At 50.8% G+C, this 18,290-nt stretch carries 10 protein-coding genes; 1 reads left to right on the top strand and 9 read right to left on the bottom strand.

The window, feature by feature from the left end; genetic code table 11:
• Positions 1-42: 42 nt before the first annotated feature.
• The 7 genes from H6570_14545 to H6570_14575 all read right to left on the bottom strand — a co-directional run bounded on the left by H6570_14545 (position 43) and on the right by H6570_14575 (position 11,176).
• Positions 43-3,687: a 4Fe-4S binding protein gene (locus tag H6570_14545; protein ID MCB9320497.1), complete on the bottom strand. Its 3,645-nt coding sequence runs from the start codon at positions 3,685-3,687 to the stop codon at positions 43-45.
• Positions 3,687-4,580 (bottom strand): RnfABCDGE type electron transport complex subunit B, encoded by an 894-nt coding sequence (locus tag H6570_14550; protein MCB9320498.1) that lies wholly within the window; start codon positions 4,578-4,580, stop codon positions 3,687-3,689. The genes H6570_14545 and H6570_14550 overlap by 1 nt, the downstream gene beginning before the upstream one ends.
• A gap of 2 nt (positions 4,581-4,582) precedes the next feature.
• On the bottom strand, positions 4,583-7,081 hold the full coding sequence (locus tag H6570_14555; protein ID MCB9320499.1) for a ferredoxin: 2,499 nt from the start codon (positions 7,079-7,081) through the stop codon (positions 4,583-4,585).
• A gap of 11 nt (positions 7,082-7,092) precedes the next feature.
• Complete coding sequence (locus H6570_14560) at positions 7,093-8,049, bottom strand: 2-oxoglutarate oxidoreductase (GenBank protein MCB9320500.1); 957 nt, start codon at positions 8,047-8,049, stop codon at positions 7,093-7,095.
• Between the two features lie 40 nt (positions 8,050-8,089).
• Positions 8,090-9,979: a 2-oxoacid:acceptor oxidoreductase subunit alpha gene (locus H6570_14565; GenBank protein ID MCB9320501.1), complete on the bottom strand. Its 1,890-nt coding sequence runs from the start codon at positions 9,977-9,979 to the stop codon at positions 8,090-8,092.
• Positions 9,980-10,465: 486 nt separating this feature from the next.
• Positions 10,466-10,693, bottom strand: coding sequence for a helix-turn-helix transcriptional regulator (locus tag H6570_14570; protein ID MCB9320502.1), 228 nt, complete (start codon positions 10,691-10,693; stop codon positions 10,466-10,468).
• 3 nt (positions 10,694-10,696) lie between these two features.
• The gene (locus tag H6570_14575; GenBank protein ID MCB9320503.1) at positions 10,697-11,176 is read right to left on the bottom strand and encodes a DUF2975 domain-containing protein; all 480 of its coding nucleotides are present in this window, start codon (positions 11,174-11,176) and stop codon (positions 10,697-10,699) included.
• A gap of 315 nt (positions 11,177-11,491) precedes the next feature.
• On the opposite strand from H6570_14575, the gene H6570_14580 reads away from it, so the two are divergent.
• Entirely contained in the window at positions 11,492-13,069 is a 1,578-nt protein-coding gene (locus tag H6570_14580) for an amidohydrolase family protein (protein ID MCB9320504.1), read from the top strand.
• A 38-nt stretch (positions 13,070-13,107) separates the two neighbouring features.
• Here the strand turns inward: H6570_14580 and H6570_14585 are convergent, their stop codons facing one another.
• Both H6570_14585 and H6570_14590 read right to left on the bottom strand, forming a co-directional pair.
• Positions 13,108-16,791: a glycosyl hydrolase family 43 gene (locus H6570_14585; GenBank protein ID MCB9320505.1), complete on the bottom strand. Its 3,684-nt coding sequence runs from the start codon at positions 16,789-16,791 to the stop codon at positions 13,108-13,110.
• Between the two features lie 20 nt (positions 16,792-16,811).
• Positions 16,812-17,987 (bottom strand): glycosyl hydrolase, encoded by a 1,176-nt coding sequence (locus H6570_14590; GenBank protein ID MCB9320506.1) that lies wholly within the window; start codon positions 17,985-17,987, stop codon positions 16,812-16,814.
• Between the last annotated feature and the right edge of the window lie 303 nt (positions 17,988-18,290).

Consider the following 18,290-nt stretch of genomic DNA (forward strand, 5'->3'; position numbering starts at 1 on the left):
CTATATCCCCTCCAGGGCGGGGACTCTGTAACATTCAACATTCTACTCTTTCCATCCGGCCATTTGCATCAACCTGGACTTGATCTGCATCCGCATTTTTTCCAGATGAACTGCTTCCAGCTCCTGTATTTGCTTTTCATGCTCTAGGATCAAGGCGGCTTTATCTGCTTCGAATTGTATCTTCAGGTCTGTCTCCACTTTGGTCTGTAACTTTTCCGGGAATTCGGTCAGCTCCCCGGAGATCTCACGTAACAGACGCCATGCCCGGGCTGCAGCCTCACAGGCATCCACCACTACGGCAGGCACCTTATACCTGACCAAGGCGCCCTGATGATCGACTCTAAGGATCACCGGAACCTGATCCGGGCGTTCATCCGGATCCAGTCTCAGGTATTCGGCTACGGGCAATCCATTACCCTTTTCACCCTCGTGCGGGCTAAATCCTTCACGGTAACCAGGCTGTTCAAAATACCAGTCGGCGGGCGTGACTTCGTAATCCAAGGATTGTGCTTTGTCCTCGCTGCCGTATAAAATGGCGCGCCTGGTCCAGTCATTTTCAGATGCCGGATTGTTACGCAGATGCAACCGCGAAATCATCAGATGGCTGTGCCGGTCCGGCAGATAATCCAGATGTATCCAAGCTCTGGCGTCATTTGCCAATTGGTGCATCCGCTGAGGATTCCCGGTGGACAGTTCCGGTGCCAGCAACCTCAGGATGGCTGCTCCAGGTTTACCAAACGCACTGATCAAGCCATTAAACAGGTGTTCTGCATCCGCCAGGGAATGTTGCCCAACCTGTACTGCGCCCAATCCCAGGAAAGGGATCATTGACAAGCTGTTATAACCAAGGTAAGAGGAAGCGGTTTGCGGCTTACCGGTGACATCATCCAGCAGGAATACCTTAACCGGGAGTCCCTGGGCCAGCAATTGGGTCAATGGATTGGTTGATTGCCGGGTTAAAAAGGACTGCCGGGCAATCAATAATAAAGGAGGCGCCATCTTTTTCTCCGCCTCGGTCAAATCCTGCCAGGAGAGTCTTGCAATCTGAGGGTCGTGTATGATGGGATTGTACTGATTCTTTTGCTCCAGTTCTGCCCTGCGGAGAATCTTTATGTTGTCCAGTAAGTGACGTACATGCGCCCGGATCAGTCCAAGAGCCATGGTCGGGGTTGATCCGGAAAATGACATCACCGGCACAGTGAATGAATTTACCGGAAAGGCTGACAATCCCTTGAGGGAATCATCCAGAGCGATGGCATACCGCGAACGTCCGAGTCCTGATGTACCTGAGTCAATCACATCCCGCAGGTCTTCCAATTGACGCAGAAGCGTACTTTTCCGCTGTAAAACGGACTTATCAAGCAGTTGACCAGTCTTCTTCCCAGAATTTTGACCCAATAATTCGTCAAGCGTGAGATGGGCAGTTTGGACCTGTTCCAGGGTTCTGGACAGATTTGCTGCATCCAATTCAGGTAATGCCCGGTTAAGTTCGGATTTCAACTGTGCTTTGACTGCATCCTGAAGTGCGTCCAATTGCCTGATGAAATTCCTGGAATTTTGCTGTCCGGTAGCCTCCGCCACTGCGGCTACCAGGTGGATCATGGTTTTTACCCCGGGGTTTCCGGGGTCACTTGCTCCTGCCAGGGATTCATAGAAATTGCGACTCAGCATCAACGCAGCAAGCGAGGGATGATTTGGATCCTCAATCAAACGCTGGATGGTATCACCGGAAGTGTCCGGCATATGCTCCCACAGAGATATATTTTTCCGGGTAAGATCATGGAGAGCCGGTGTTTCGTAGTGGAGCTGTAAAGCACTTTCCGGACATGCGGCGCTGCAGATGGCACAACCGGTACAAGCTCCAGGATCCACCATCAGGCTGAATAATTCTTTGTTACCTTCATTAAAGAAACGACCGGTAATGACGATTGGTAAATGTCCAACGGTGTCCAGAATGGCCGTAAATTCCTGCCGCAATCCATTTTCCTTTTCCTCTGTATACCTGCCCCGGGTGAGAAATTCTTCAAATGAGGGAGCCAGAACATCTGCGAGGGTCAAGGCAGCGGTTTGTCCATTGATATCCTGGTGATGTTCGCTGAGATAGGTGTTTGTTACCTTTGCCAGGTTTTTAATCAGGGGAAAGAGCTGGTTGATGACCTGGCCTTTGCCTTGAGCTAGCTGGATCCCTGTCTGAAGCAAAGATTCCACACCAGCCACCAGTGATGGCAACGCCGAATGGGGACAATGGATGAGGCATTCGCCACAACCAGTGCACCGGGAAGTATCCAGCCCGGGAAGCTGCTGACGGTCCATTATCTCCTGACCAAATGCAGCAGTAGCCGGTGGCATGACCGGGAAAGCCTGGAAAGGATCGGCTGTCCACTCGTCACTTCCTTCATAGAAAAAGGCAGTCGTATCAAAGAAATGACTTGCTTTGGCAAAAGCCGGGCCCAGATCTCTGGACTTCCGCAAGATCATCGGTACGCGGTCGGGCATCCGGACCTGATCTCCTTTCTTTGAGGGTGCAGGACTCACCAAATGCGGATAAGCACGCCGGACATCCTGCATGAGCACCTGCTTTTTAGGATACCGGGAGTGTTCGATTGAATAAGGGATATCAAGCCAAACCGTTTGTTGATGTACCTGATGTGATTCAACGTTACGCATGAATAGACCCAGTGCTTCCGGCTCCGGGCTATGTGCGAAACAAGCACTGTAAAATGGTACCGGTAAGTGAGCCAAACCAGCTCTGACCATGGTAGCCAATGCGGTGCTCCCACTGGCAAATGGTTCAATGGTTACAACCGCACCTGCCTTTTCTCCAATTCTTTTCAGGATTAATGGGATTGGATGCAATTGATGCAAGTCAACTTGTATGATCCGGGATTTTAATTTTACCGCATCAACTTCGGACCAAACATCCGGTGTATTGCTGACCACCAGAATCCCCTGTCGGTCGGTGTTATTAGCCTTGAGAGGTTGATATTTACGTCCCACCATGGAGGCAAATTCTTCACGCGCTGCATTCAGAAAATCATCAACGGCAGCTGCAAAGTAAGCTTCCCGTGCCGCGGTTTCGTAGGCCAGACCAGCGGTTGACTTGGCAGCACCACTGAGTACTGGTATATCCAGGTGGAACACACGAGGGATACGCCGGCGGTGCTTGCCAAACAACAGCTGCTGCGCTTCGCCGGGAGATGGAATGCGGTCATCGGCTTCACCAAGGAATTGCCTGGCCTGGACCGCATCGGGTATCTGGCAGGACTCCGCTGGGTTGCCTGTAAATAGGATAACCCCCGGAACCAGAGCCTGTTCCGAAACCCGATGAGCGATAAGGGTGTAGTCAATCAGCTCCTGCAAACTGCCGGCCTGCAAGACAAACGCTCCGGACTCCACTAACGGACTGGTGAGCGTAGCATCGGCGACTACCACCATTGGCAACAGTTGTCGCACCGCTTGTTGCAACACGGGCAATGGGTTGTCGTCAGGATCAAGCCAGGCGGCGGCCCGCAGCCCACCGCTGCTGAGACCGAGTACATAAGCCAAATCACCTGAACCGTTTATCTGAACCTGCCGTCCAGAAGGAAGGTAACCGGTGCTAACGAGGCTATCTGAAATGCACAAGCCCTCACTGATGGTCATTTCCAGTTCCAGCCATTTCTGTCGTGCCAAGCTTATATCTTTCATCACTGATAATAGATGTCTTCTTCAAATTCACTTGTATCAACTTTTCCTACTGCCAGGGTGGACGTGGCATGCTCTTCAAACTGCCGGTCATTTTCCAACCAGACTATAGCTCCGGTCGGGCAGCGCGCTGTGGACAATGGCGAGGTCACATCATTCATCCCGTAATGAATGACCGCCAGATTATCAGCCATCTCAATGACACCCGGAATCGAGTCTGCAGCACACCGCCCACAGGCATTGCAAGCCACTGAACAGCGTGCCAGCGCTTCATCGCCAGCAAGCAATGATTTACACTGAACGATTAACTTTTGGGAGATGGGCATCAGCGTAAACAAACCCTTGGGACAAATTTCCACACAATCGTTACAGGCAACGCACAAATCGATGTCAACCACCGGCAATCCATTGGCATTCAGGTGAATGGCATCAAAGTCACATGCATCGACACAATCTCCCAATCCCAGGCAACCCCAGTTGCAGTCTTTGGTTCCTCCGGCTATGGCCGCTTCGCCCCGGCAGGTATTGAGATGACCGGTATAAGCTACCTGACGCGGTGATTCTTTGGATCCGCCGGCACACAAGAGACGGGCAACGATCTTTTCACCTCCACCCGCATCCACGCCTAAAAAAGAAGCTATCTTCTCCACCCCCGCCGGGGAACTCACCGTACACTTGCCAGGACTAACTTCCATAGCTACCAGCTTTTCCGCAAAAGCACGGCAACCCGGCATACCGCAAGCACCGCAATTGGCTCCGGGAAGCATGGTCTCCACCCGGTCAATACGGGGATCCTCAATGACCTTAAATTTCTTGTAAGCAATGGCAAGGATGGTGGCAAACAGCAAACCCAGTCCGGTCAATAACGCGATGGATATGGTCACTTCGCCCCACATGGTCAATTGTATTGCTCAGCCCGTTTAATCAATGCTTCCAGGTTTGGTTCCTCCGCATGCTGGGGAAGGCCGGGATGGATGCATCGTGCCGGGCATTTCTCTGCGGCGGCAACGATTAAAGCATACGTTCCTCCCTGAGGATTGTGGACATAGGCTTGTTTGTCGCCATTGTATTTGAATACACCGGGTACTGCATTGATGCAATCGTTGCAGGTCGTACAGCGAAACGTCTCGATCCAGGCTTCTGCGCTGACTTCCTCTTCCTGCGCAGGGATCTCACTTTGAGCCTCTGTGGGTTCCTCCACCTTCTCGGCAGGTGCCGGGGTTTTGGTATGCACAACAGCTGGCGATGGAGCCGGCACAGCCTGATCCAGATCGAGTAAGACATTGACCAAACGATCCATGGCTTTGCCTCCCTCCTCCTTTCGTACACGTGCGATTTCAGATTCCATCTCCGCCTTCAGCACTTCTATCTCCTTGTCTTTAGCTGTTTCCCATTCGTTGCGGGCCTGTTCGATAGCGCGGTTTACATGGTAACTGTTCACCCCGGCCAATTCCTGAATAAATTGCCAGTTATCCAACCGTTCCTTGCAAGGAGCCAGCCAGGAAAACGGAATTGCGGCTTTATGCAAATGGTCATTATCGTCAAGCATCCACATAAATGGCAGATGATTATCGATGGCAGTGGATGGCAAGGTGAGAAAGTCTTCCAGGGGTATCAGATCATCCGGATAAAGCGAGGGGGGAATGATTTCCAGTTCGCCTGCCCGGGCTGGATCCATGGCATAAAAATCAGCCATGGTCAGGGTAAACTCCTTGATTTCTGTTTGTCCGGCCGATAGAACTTCCAGGCTGGAGCTGGCGAAATGCCGGTCGGCCTGCGGGTTGGCAATAATTGAGAAACGGCTGCCAAATTGTTCACCAGCACGAATATTATACACCATACGCGGAAAAACCCGGCTTTCGCAGGCCGTATGCAGTGACAGGTAATCAAGCATGGGGTCCTCGGATGCCTTATCGGCAAACAATACATTCCACAATACGGGCAACGGGGACTGCAGTCCGGTTTGGAGCGCCTGATGCAATTGGTCAGGCAAGTCACTACTCCCCTGGAAAATGAATGCATTGCGGTGGGATAATGCCAGGGCAGCCAGTTCTTGCCGGAAAAACGACAATTCTCCGTCGTCAACCGGCAGTTCCAAATCACCCAGCCGGTTGATCGCTAAAACTTTAACCGGGGCATTGTCGGTAAGCAGGGCCAGAAAATCTTCCGGCTCCTGTAATAATTGCTGACTTTCCGCAATCACGAGCAAAGCTGGTAAAAGCTGGATATCTTCCTCTCTGAGATTTACAAACCCAAACCGGTCAAAATAGCGATTGTGCAGGTCTTCATCGTATTCATTGGATAATTCGAGTTCCGCCATCCGCATGGCAGCAATGATCCTGACAAGGTCATTCATTTCACTGCGGAAATAAGCTTCCGCTTTCGCACATGGATGGCCTGTTGTGATGCCAAGCGAAGCGTCCGGTAAAATACTATCGAGCGAAAATTCACGGGCCAGATCGGCAGTAACAAAGACCATACTGCGGTGTTCTTTGAAAAACTCCGCAGCATGTTCCAGGGTAGTGAGCGCTTCACTTATCCGTTCGATCCGCTCCGGAGACCATCCGGTACTTGCCTCCGCCGGCATCAGCTGCTCGACGGTGGCGAAGGAAACCATGCTGGATATCAGGTCATCCTGGCCGGCTTCGTTGATTGGTTGTTCGGATTGTTTATTTGTTCGATGCAACTGGAGTAATTCCGTCAGTCCGGAAATCAATTTATGGATCCTGGCAACCAGTTGGCGGGTTGCATTATGGCGGTGCCGGAGTTCAAGATTGAGTAGTTTGAAAGAAATGGTGGATGAAAAATCGATCAATGCGCCCTTACTTTTTAGCAATTCCGCCTCCAACAGATCACATGCCTTCCGGAAATGCGTTCCTTCATCTCCGTGCACTTCCAGATCCTTCAGATGCGTAATGGCTTGCTGAACGACATTTGGGTAGTCTCCGGGATTTTTCCCGCTAAGAATCTGTCGAATATAACCTTCCAGGCGCAATAGATTTGGCTTCAAAATCTTGTCCTCTCCAACATCGGATACGCTTGCATAGGTGTCCTGCAGGAAGTGGCGTAATGCATGAAGACTGTGGTCTTCATGGTTGTAGTACACTGGGTAATCGCTGTCCGGATGCTGGCCATGCAGGAATGGAGACAAAAGTACCGGAGCGACAGGAATGGAGAGCCCCTGATGTGTTTTGGTACCATCCGCAAAGAAGCGCCGTAATGCTTTTTGATATTTACGCAATTCCGCATCATCTGCGCGAGGTCCATCCGGAAATACCAGGCGATGGTCGGATGACTCTTCATTCAGTGCTGTCTCGGCAACCGAACCAGAGACTCCGGCAGCAAATGGATCAACGCTGAAATAATCGCCAAAGGGAGTTTGATTTTCTTTTTCCATGGCTTGGGACTTCAAATGGCGTAGCGATCCAGAAGTGTGTCCAATGCCTTGCTTTTTTCGTCAATGGACATACCCAGGTTGTGCGCACCATAGTCATCGTACCTTATGTTTTCCGTATTTTGGTAGAGCAAGCCCACCGGAATACCATCGTGGATCTCGGCTACTTCCCTGGCGGCACTAAGGTCGGAAGGATCGTGGTCCAGGTTCCGTTTGAATGATTTTGCAACGGCAGGATCCAATTCGATACCATTATCGTGGTTCAATAAAATCAGTGAATTAGGATCGGCAGCCATATCGCCATACAGGTCTTTCATAAACATGGGGCAGCGCTGGACGATCCGGACAAAAGCCAGTCCCGGGTGGTCTGCGGCCTTACGGATGGTCGCCTGCAGATGGGCCGGGTGCCAGTCGGTTGTCTGTGCCACAAAAGAAACATTGGAAAATCCAAGTGTTGTCTGCAAAGGATTGATTGGCGGAACCACTGAACCGTGGGGGTGGGTATTTGAATGGGTACCCAACGCACTGGTAGGTGATGTTTGCTTTTTTGTCAAGCCGTAGATGCCGTTATCGAACAGCAAGACCACCATTTTCATGTTGTACCGGATGGCATGAACCCAATGACCGGCACCGATGGAGCAACAGTCACCGTCACCGGTTATCACGAATAAATGCAGGTCAGGCCGGCGGAATTTGACGCCGCAGGCTACGGGAAATGCCCGGCCATGCAGACCATGAAAACCATAGGTCCCCATGTAGTGCGGAAATCTGCTGCTGCATCCGATGCCAGAAACACACACTGTCTTCTCAGGCGGGTATTGTTTGTCTTTGCATACTTTATGGACGGCAGCTAAAATGGAATGGCCGCCACATCCCGGGCACCAGCGCGCCGTACTTTTTGCGTAATCATCGAGCCCGTAATAGATTTCGGGCATTGGGATGCTGCAGGCATCTGCTTTCAAGCCAAACATGATCTGGAATTTTCTGAAGAATTAATAAGATTACTCGTTCTCAAGCCAATTGCTTTTTAATGATCTCAAGCACCTGTCCGGGTCCCAAAGGCTGTCCGTAGACGTTGCCTGCGCACTCGATGTCCACCAGGGTGCGGGCCCGCAGTTGCCAGGCCAGTTGAGAATACCGTCGATTCTCGGGGGTAATCATCGGGTCACCCAGGGTGTCACTGTAATTGATCTCAATGGTCATTACCTTTTTAAACCGGGCAAAAATTTCTGCCAGGCCCGGTTCAAAAGGAAACAGAAAGCGCAGGTGGATGGAGCTAACCCGGATGCCCTGTTCACGGGCCATTTCAACTGCCTCATCGATAGCACCCAGGGTCGACCCCCACCCTACGATCAGCAGGTCACCTTCCTGATCTCCGTGTATGGTAGGAGGTTTTAAGGTCTTCTGGAAAGCGGCAAATTTCCGGCTGCGGGCTTCTGATGACCGCTGATTGATCTCCGGATCATAGGCTACTTTACTGTTTTCATCATGGGCCAATCCGGTGAGCGTGTACATACCTCCGCGTTGACCTGGAATTGGACGTTTGCTGATGCCCGTTTCCGGGTTCCAGTCAAAGGCACGGATTCCTTCTTTCCAGGGACTCTGGTCGATCGGCAGTGAGTACCAGTCGCGATTGATCTTCGGCCGTTTGAACGGCTGAACGCCAGTGGCCAGGTTGGCATCGCTTAAAAGAAATACCGGGGTCCGGAATGCTTCCGCCAGCTTGCGGGCGAGAATGACGAAATGGAAGCACTCTTCAATGGTGGCCGCTGCAATAACGATTTTGGGAACATCGCCGGTCTGTCCCATAATCGCAGCGGTCAGGTCACTTTGTTCCACCTTGGTCGGCAATCCGGTGGAGGGACCACCGCGCTGTACATCGATGATCACCAATGGCACTTCCGCCATGACAGCAAGTCCGATAAACTCTGTCTTAAGAGCGATACCAGGGCCAGAAGTGATGGTGACTGCTGTCTTTCCTGCGTAGGAAGCCCCGACAGCGAAACCGATGGCAGCAATCTCATCTTCAGCCTGATGTACGACGCCACCTACCTTTTCAAAGTGCTCCGCAAGGTGGTGGGATGCGGAGGTGGCCGGAGTGATCGGATACATGGAACACAACTCGATCCCGGCAGCCATGATCCCAAGGCTTAATGCTTCGTTACCATTCATCACCACCTGGTCATCGGTAACTTTCATCGGCGGGATCTCATAATGAAGGTCCAGATTATCTTCAGCCCACTGATAACCAGCATGGAGCAGATTAATATTGACATCTATCACTTTCTGGGACTTCTTGCGAAATGTAAGATGGATCTGTTTTTCAGCCATTTCCATGTCCCTGTCGTAGATGTAACACAGCAGGCCCAGAACCCACATATTTTTCCCTTTACGGGCATCCATGACCAGTTTAAGGCATTCCGTCTCCATGGGTATTTCGCGGACATCAAATCCTTCCGATTTGAATTCGGTCAATGCCCCGGCATATTGCCGACGGATCTCCGGGTTTTCATCCGTGGCCCATTTATTTTCGATCAAAAGAACGGTACCTTCTTTATAGGCATTTTGGCGCAACCGACCATATAATACCTGTTCGTTGAGTGCGACCACCAATCCGGCATGGTCTCCCATGTTGGTTATTTTTTTCGCACCAATACGAACTCTGATTCCGGAAGCACCTTCGCGTGATCGGGCAGGTGGCTGAATTTCGGCCGGAATGATCTCTACCGTCCAGACGCCATTACCCATTTTTGCAGAAATCTGGCCCAGGCTTTGACCACATTTTTGAGCGCCTTCACCCGAGTCGCTGACTATCTCTACGATGGCCTGGTCAATCCTTTTCCGTTGTTTGGTACCATGACCATCGGAGGAGTCCAGGACATCGAGTGCTTGCTTATCCATTGACTTTTACTTTTCACCGAAATTACGCCAACACCACGCGAAAGGGAAGTTGAAAAAGATGACGGATATCACCTTCCGGGAAGAAGTTTATACTTGCTAAAGAAATTCTTTTTAATACAGAATTTTCAAAAGTCCGTTCGTTTCCTGATCGAATAACTAAAAACGGAATTCGGCGGATGGATAACCTGGCGAAATTATTCGCCGGCAGATTCGATGGCTAAAATGTCTGAATTTTGATGGGCCGTACTAATATCCAGATCACTGCATTACGTTCTCTGCTTGGTGGAGATGGTACCACATTACGTTGTGCATTTCGTATTCGCCATTTAAGTGTCAGGGGTTTGATTACTGGGTAATACGTGCTATTTCTATGGTTTGTAAGGATTTAAAAATTCTATTTTTTTGGGTCTGGAAGATAAAAAAGGCAGCCAGCATGAAAACCCAAACACACTGCTGAGCAAGATCAGCTACTTCAGACGATTCTGATTAAGGTTTTGATGTTGTTTCCAGGTCAGGTACATATTCCAGGATATCGCCCGGTTGACAATCCAGTGCTTTGCAGATGGCCTCCAGGGTGCTAAAACGGATGGCTTTGGCTTTTCCTGTCTTCAGGATTGAAAGATTGGATAAGGTCAGGTCGACTCTTTCAGAAAGCTCATTGAGCGAAATTTTTCGCTTTGCCATCACCACGTCCAGGTTTACGATTATTGCCATAGTTTATATTGTCAGGTCATTTTCAGATTTCATATCGACAGCATTCTGCAATATCTTTTCAAATATTGCCGCAGCAGTTGCGACAACGATGGTCCCAAAAGTTGTCACGATACACATGGCCAGAAAACCAGCCGGATCATCATCTTTACTGTGAAAGAGCTTAATGTAAATTCCCGCCAATACAATTAAAACGCCCAGTGTAATGGCACAATACTTTATGTTTTTTAAGGCTTTAACAGCCCCCGCAGAAAACACCCTGTTTTGTCCAATGTATCCAAGTAATCTGAACGCCTGATATAACCCAATAAAAAAAGCGGTTGACGCTGCATAACCATACAAGATGAACTTGTCCAGGTAAATGCTTACCAGGTCCAGGTTTGTTGCTCTCCCCTCCGTCAGGGGAAACCAAATTAATATGGCAAGGGCCACCAAACCTATCAGGACGACGACCGCCTGAAGAAATACGATTGACATTTTTTTCATACAATTCTGACACGTTTGTTGTGTACGGCAAAGATACGGTATATTTATTGTTTATCAATAATTATTTGTTGTTATTAGCAAATTATTTTTCTCTTATCGGAAATTCATTGGTTTGGCTTTCGCTTCGGAAATGCCAACGCATCCGGGCTTATCCAGGAAATATGCAGATGATACCGGGCCGCTCTCCTCTCCAGACCTCACTGCCTCCTGCTTTCACCAATATTCTTCCTGCTATTTGTCCGGATAAATACACGAAATGGCTACTTTCAATGCATGGAACCAATTGCATTCCCTTGCAGCTAAACGTAATAATCAATGGATCACATCGCCAGCAATAATACCAGGCACCCAGCCATGGCAGGCCTCTGTTGTTTAATGATCTTTTTTCTTTCCGCCTGCGGACCGGCGCAGCAATACGACCTCATCTTTCGTAACGGGACCATCGTCGATGGCACCGGAAAAGTGTCCTACGTTGGTGATGTCGCTCTCAATGGCGACACCATCATGGCTGTCGGCAAATTAAAAAGAGCGATGGGGGCGGAAGAGATCGACATTACCGGACTGGTGATCGCACCGGGCTTCATCAACATCCACAGTCATGCCGAAGAAGATGCTCTACCTACGGCGGTTAACATGCTCAGCCAGGGTGTGACCACCGAGATTATGAACGCCGACGGTCGTAGTCCTATGGATCTGACCCTTCAAATGCACCAGCTGGATTCCGGCGGGCTGGCCCTGAATGTCGGAGGCTGCATTGGATTTAACAGCGTCTGGCAAGCTTCCGTTGGGCTGAACGACGTGCGACCCACTGAAGCCCAGATCCGGGAAATGCAGGAAATGATCCGAAATGGTTTGGAAGCAGGCGCATGGGGCGTATCTGCCGGACTTGATTATGTCCCTGGCCGCTATGCAAAAACAGCAGAGGTCATTGAAGTCCTCAAACCTTTCTCAGACTGGGAGGTGGTCTTTGCCAATCACGACCGGCTCACCCCGGAAAGCCACTACAGCTCGATTGCCGGCATGACCGAGACCATTGACATTGGACTCGCCAGTGGGTTGATCCCGCTGATCACCCACATGAAGGTCCAGGGTTGGGAACAAGGTAAGGTGGATACCATCCTGCGGCGTATGACCGCTGCCAAAACCGGCTTCGAAGGGGGCGCCGTCGCCGACGTGTACCCCTACCTTGCCGGAATGACCGGCCTGGCCAGTCTAATCATTCCAAGCTGGGCCCAGGAAGGTGGATACGCAGCCATGGTTGCCCGGTTTAAAGATCCGGCATTGCGAGCCAGGATCATTCTGGAGGCCGAGGAAGCCATGGATTTGCGTTTCGGGGGGTATGAAGGCATATTTCTTCTGGATTCTCAACGGGAACTGAGCGAGGCAATGAAAGAATACGGCATTGACTCGCCCGGCGAAGCCGTTATCCGGCTGCTGGAAGTAAAGAATCAGGCCATTATTGCCCGTTTTGGCATCGAATCCGATCTGATCGCCATCATGCAGCATCCCACTACCTCCATCGCGTGTGACTGCGGAGCGTCTTTACGCGACCGCCTGCATCCACGGAGCTGGGGCAGTTTCCCAAAGGTGTTAGGCGAATATGTACGTGAAAAAAAGGCCCTTACATTGGAAAATGCAATCTATAAAATGTCCGGTCTCCCGGCAAAAACGATCGGCATGACAGACCGGGGAACACTGGCACCGGGCATGGCGGCAGACATGGTTGTTTTTAATCCAAACACCGTAATCGACAAGGCCACTTACGAAAACCCCACGTTGATGTCCGAAGGCATCGTTCACACCATGGTCAACGGTCAATTCGTCTGGCGGGATGGTGCCGCCACGGGGGTGAAGGCTGGGAAGACGCTGGTGAGGGTCAAGCCGGCAAAGTGATCCTCCAACCAATCAATAACTCACTGGCTTATGGATTCTCAGCTTACTGGCATTTCCAATGCTTCTCTGATCATAACCGGCCCGATCAATCCCGCATCGAGTAACGGTGAATCCCGGTGATGGTGTTTCCAGGTGGTGAAAGTCACCTGGCCGTCAACCGGCTTGGGAGCGCCATCAAGATACCACTGGGGTAATGCCCGGATCGCTCCTTCCGCCAGGGGCCTGAAGGGTGAAGGCTGATCCATGGTGGTGTATTCGTAAAGATCCGGCATCTGGGCATCGCCGATCAGGCGATTGACCCATTGATTGGTAACCCGGACTTCCAGCTGGTTTTCGCCAACCCTGGCTGACTGAGTAATTTCTACCAGGTAGGGACGCGTCCAATAATTACCAAGGCAAGCACCATTTAACCATACTTCTGCGACTACTTCCACCTGACCCAGGTCGAGGAATAATTGCTTATCCGATTGAAAATGATCTGCTTCCAGGATAAATGTCTTACGGTATGATGCTGTTCCCGAGAAATATTTCACCCCTGCTTCCGGATGATCTTTGAGGGAAATCAAATTCTCCAGGATGATGTTGTCCGGAGCTCCGCGATCGGACGGGAAATGCACTTCCCAGGCGCCAGTAAGTGCTGTATCCCGGAGTCCACTGACTTCAAGACTGTGGGATTGTCCTTGCTGATCGAACTGGCTATAGGTTCCGTTGGACCAAAAATACATTGCTGGTGAACCCTGGTTTCCTCCAGGGGTAATATCAGGCATGATGGTGGCATGAGGAGGCACCGCCTGCCGGGCCAGCGATTCAAGTTCTTCAGGGTTCAAAGCCCGGGGCAGTACTTTAACGCCGGCAAGATCGCCATTGTAGAACCTGGAAATCCAGAAAATATTTTCTACGGGATCTCCGGCGGAGGGATGTATTTGGTCGAATTTTTTCTCTCCCTGGCTGGCTTCCCGGCCATTGATGTATATAATAGGAACCCCTTCACGGTAAACAACACCAATGTGGGTCCATCCTGAGATGGGTTGTGCTGCGGCATGGTTAAATTCCGGAAATTCATTGCCGTTTTCCCAGATAGCTACGCCGTTCCGGCCAACCGTTACGCCGCTGCCTGCGTGCCCATCGCCATACAGGGTTTTTCCATCGGAGGGATAAATGGCATAATAATCGGTCCAGGAGTGTGGTACACCTTCGTAGAGGGCAGCAGTCGAGAGCATGATGTTGTTCTCCGGTCTGGCCCAGAAAGACAACGTAAAATTGTTGGCCAGACTGCCATTCGCTTCGAAATGGCCTTCATTTGCAGAAGCAAATTCCTCACTAGAAAGGATTTGGTCTTTTTCTTTGATAATTGTTGCTATCCCCGGTCTTTGAATAGCATCACGAAAAACCACGAATACGGATCCATAAGGCATCAGTGTCAATGCAACCTGAGTGCCGGAGCGGTTTGAGGTAAAGCAACTGGCAGGAACACTTTTACCGGTGACCGCATCCCATAATTCCGGTTGCTTACCCGAAACTCGGAATGTAACGACCAATTCTTCTGTGGTCCGTCTTTGGTTGCTGAGGAAATAAACATCACCTTCACCGGACCGACGGTGGATGTACTGAATAGGTGCATCACCTGACTTCGAGGTAATCCTGCAGTCGGGTGTCAAGTTAATGTCTTCTACTATTTCATTGATTGTTTGTCCCCAGTATAGCTTCCCGTGGCCAATTGTTTTTTCTGTGTTATCTCCTGTACCCCATAGTTCCCGTACCAATGATTCAAACTCCTTCCTGACCTGAGGATCCCGGCCTTTTAATCCAGGACTGGAGACTGGTTTCTGGCCAACCACGATCAGACCATGCTCCACAAATGAACGGATCAACCGCAGGAGGTCCAGACTGATTTGCCTGGTGTCCTGTAATATCAGCACCCGGTAACTCATCCCGTCGGGTAACGCCAGCCGGCCCTGATCAATCCGGGAATGAAGGAGTAGTGTTTCTGCATTGATCAGGTCGTAGTCGAACCCGGCAGGTGGCCCGGGTTTGAGATCCACCGGAAGTACATCCGTATAGACCCCGGGTTCTTCTCCGGTGAAATAGGCCAGATCCGCCACAAACAGTCCATGCTGCAGCAGGCTCTGACAGCGGGTGAGGTATTCCACCCAGCCCTTATTGGCATCCCACAGGCTGTTGGTCCGGTCAAAATGAATGCCCCAGGGCCCCATGGTCATACCGGGCATGGCCGTGGGATGGGGCTGATGGGCATTGCGGTGAACCAGAATACGGTTGATGCCCATGGTGAACATCTTGTCGCAGACGGGTTTCATCGCGAAAGCATATTCCTGCCACCGAGCCGCTTCCGGCTCCGCCGTCAAGCCCTCAACACCGACGATCCGCTGGCCGCTGATGTGCGCTACGGATGACGCCAGCTTACAGGTACGCCGCATGGTCAGATTATTCTGGAAAATGGTTGACAAGCCGTACCAGTATTCACCCATGGAGAGATCCCCACGAGAACCGATCTGGATTTCCTCCATGGGGCCGCGGTCATACGGTTCAAAATAAGCGCGAATGCCATGCCGATGGCATAATTCAGCCATCTTGCCATAATAGTGATCTGCGATCATATCCGCCTGTGTGCGGCGCAAGTCCCATAAGAACCGGTCTGTTTCATCCGCGGAGCCTACCAGCTTCCCCGTCATCGCAGGTAGATAAGCTATCGGTGAATAGCTGTTCCTGGTTTCAAATTCTGTTTCAAATCCCCCAGTCCAGTTTTGCATTCCTACTTCCCAGGAATCAATTTCCAGCGCCATCTTGCCTTGTCTGGCCAACGGCTCCAGAAAGGGAAGCAATGGAGTGATCATCTTGTCGAAATGAAAAGCAACTGCTTCAGGATCAAATTTGTCGCATTCCAGGCCAAGGCCGGTATCCGGTGAAGACCGATTCAGCGTTCCCAGTGAAGTGTATCCAAATCGTTGTAACGTGTACGATTGATTTCCTGAATCACTGGCCTGGGTTTTTAATGCTTTCAGATCGAAATTTCCTTCGGTGTCCATCCATGCGGTTGCCACCACGATGTGGGCAGGGTTAATTGCCGGCAGTGCCGGGTCGATGGGACCCAGGCCCCGGTTGTACTCCTTATTGGTCCTTCTTTCCCAACTTGCAAATGGCGGTGTGTCTGGCGGAAGAGATGGGAATGCCAGCACACAAACATCCTGGTAAAACTCCAGTTTGTGTTCCGGAACTGGCAATGCGATCGAATCTTCCTTGCCGGCGGTATTTATCTGTACCTCGCTCCAGACCAGGGTTTTCATGGACCTGTCCGGTGTAATCCAGGGGCCGCCGCTGGAGGACCATCCCGGGCAATTATGCATACAGAAGTCGATGCCCAGACGATTGCATTCTTTGAGGGCAAACGCTTTGATCGCAAACCATTCCGGGCTGAGGTACTCCAATGGCCCTTTGGGTATGCCGGTGCCGGCATCAAAATTGAATACTGCGCCGACACCAATCCGGTGCATTGCTTCCAGATCCAGCGTTATCCCTTCACGGGTCACATGACCATTCATCCAGAACCACATGTTACCTGGCCGGGCGGAAGGTGGTGGGTTTTGGAACAATTCTTCCAGTGCCAGCAGGGATTTATTATCTCCACTGAGGGCCGGCCAACCAGGATACAACAAGGTCGAAAATCCAGCTAACCCGCTGTATTTGAGAAATTCCCTACGGATCATAAGCGAACTTCCGGAAATATTTACCTAAACAACATCGGAGCAAACTCCGAAAGATAGATCCTCCAGTTGGTCCAGGTGTGACCACCGGTGCTTTCCCGGTAGGTATAGGGAAATCCGGCTTCATCCAGTGCTTTACGCATGGTCACGACGCTTTCATAGAGGAAGTCATCTTTACCGACAGCTATCCAGTAAACCTTGGGATGTGCTGTTTTCAGGGCGGCAATCTGGTTCGCGCGCTGGCTGTCATCGGTCTTGATCCCAAACCGGCTGAGGTCGGCAAATCCCATGCTCATGACTCCGATGTAGTCGAACAATTCCGGATGCGTGAAAGTGGTGTTTTGCGTCTGAAGGCCACCCATGCTCAGTCCCGTCAGGGCACGGTTTGACTTTCCGGCTTTAACCCGGTAATGAGACTCGATGTAGGGGATGACATCTTTTACCAGGCTTTCCTCAAATTTCATATTGGCCATCCCTACACCACCCTGAGATGGATTGGGCAATACCGGGCTGTCGGTAAAAGCAGCGGCCTGATCGGGGTTACCATTGGTCATCACCACGATCATCGGTTTGGCTTTGCCGGCATTGATCAGGTTATCCATAATGGTCGGAGCTGCACCCAGCGAGGTCCAGGCATCTTCATCCCCACCACCACCATGGAGCAGGTACAATACGGGGTAGCTCTCTTTTGAATCTTCATATCCCGGTGGTGTATATACATACATACGACGGGTCAGGTCCAGGGTTGGTGAAGCATACCACACCTTACTCAGAGTACCTTTTGGCCCGGTCTTCGGTTCATAAAGCTCCGCACCGGCGCCCCGAACAAAAAGGATGGATTCCACCCGGAAGGCTCCATCCCGCCAGATGTTCTTGTTGGAAGGATCGAGAGTATTGACACCATCCACCAGGAAGCTATAACCGTAAAGCTCCGGGGCCAGCGGACCAACGGTTACGGTCCACAATCCGGTATCACCCTTCATCATCGGCTCGGATTGCATAAAAGGCATCCAGTTGCCGGTGAGGCGGACTTCATCCGCTTTGGGTGCCAGGATGCGGAAAGTGACTTTGTTGTCCTGACCGATTTCCGGGGAAATGATGGGGTTACGCTGAAATTGTGCAAAGACAAAACCTACGGTTAACGTGAAGGCCAACAGCAGCGTCACCCGCAGGGCTGAAGTATTTCGAACGAGTTTCATTTTTACTTTTTTTGATTATTCAATGGAAAAAAGACGATGTAATCGGCTTTCCAATTTACCCGACAAGTCGGTGTATTCAGGTTAGCCTGACTTCGTCAGATAAATGTATCCAATTTATTGTAACAATTAGAGACAATGGGTTAAGAATTCCTCATTCTATGAAAAGGAACGGTGGCAAAATGGCTCAACTGATGCCCGGGATTTTATGCCAACCAGAAAGCCATTTCAATCTTTGTGCAATCATAGCTGTTACAAGCATTTTCTTTTGCCGGCTGTAAAATGAATTGCAACCATACGATCAGC

The sequence above is a fragment of the Lewinellaceae bacterium genome (assembly GCA_020636135.1).
Taxonomy (GTDB): domain Bacteria; phylum Bacteroidota; class Bacteroidia; order Chitinophagales; family Saprospiraceae; genus JAGQXC01.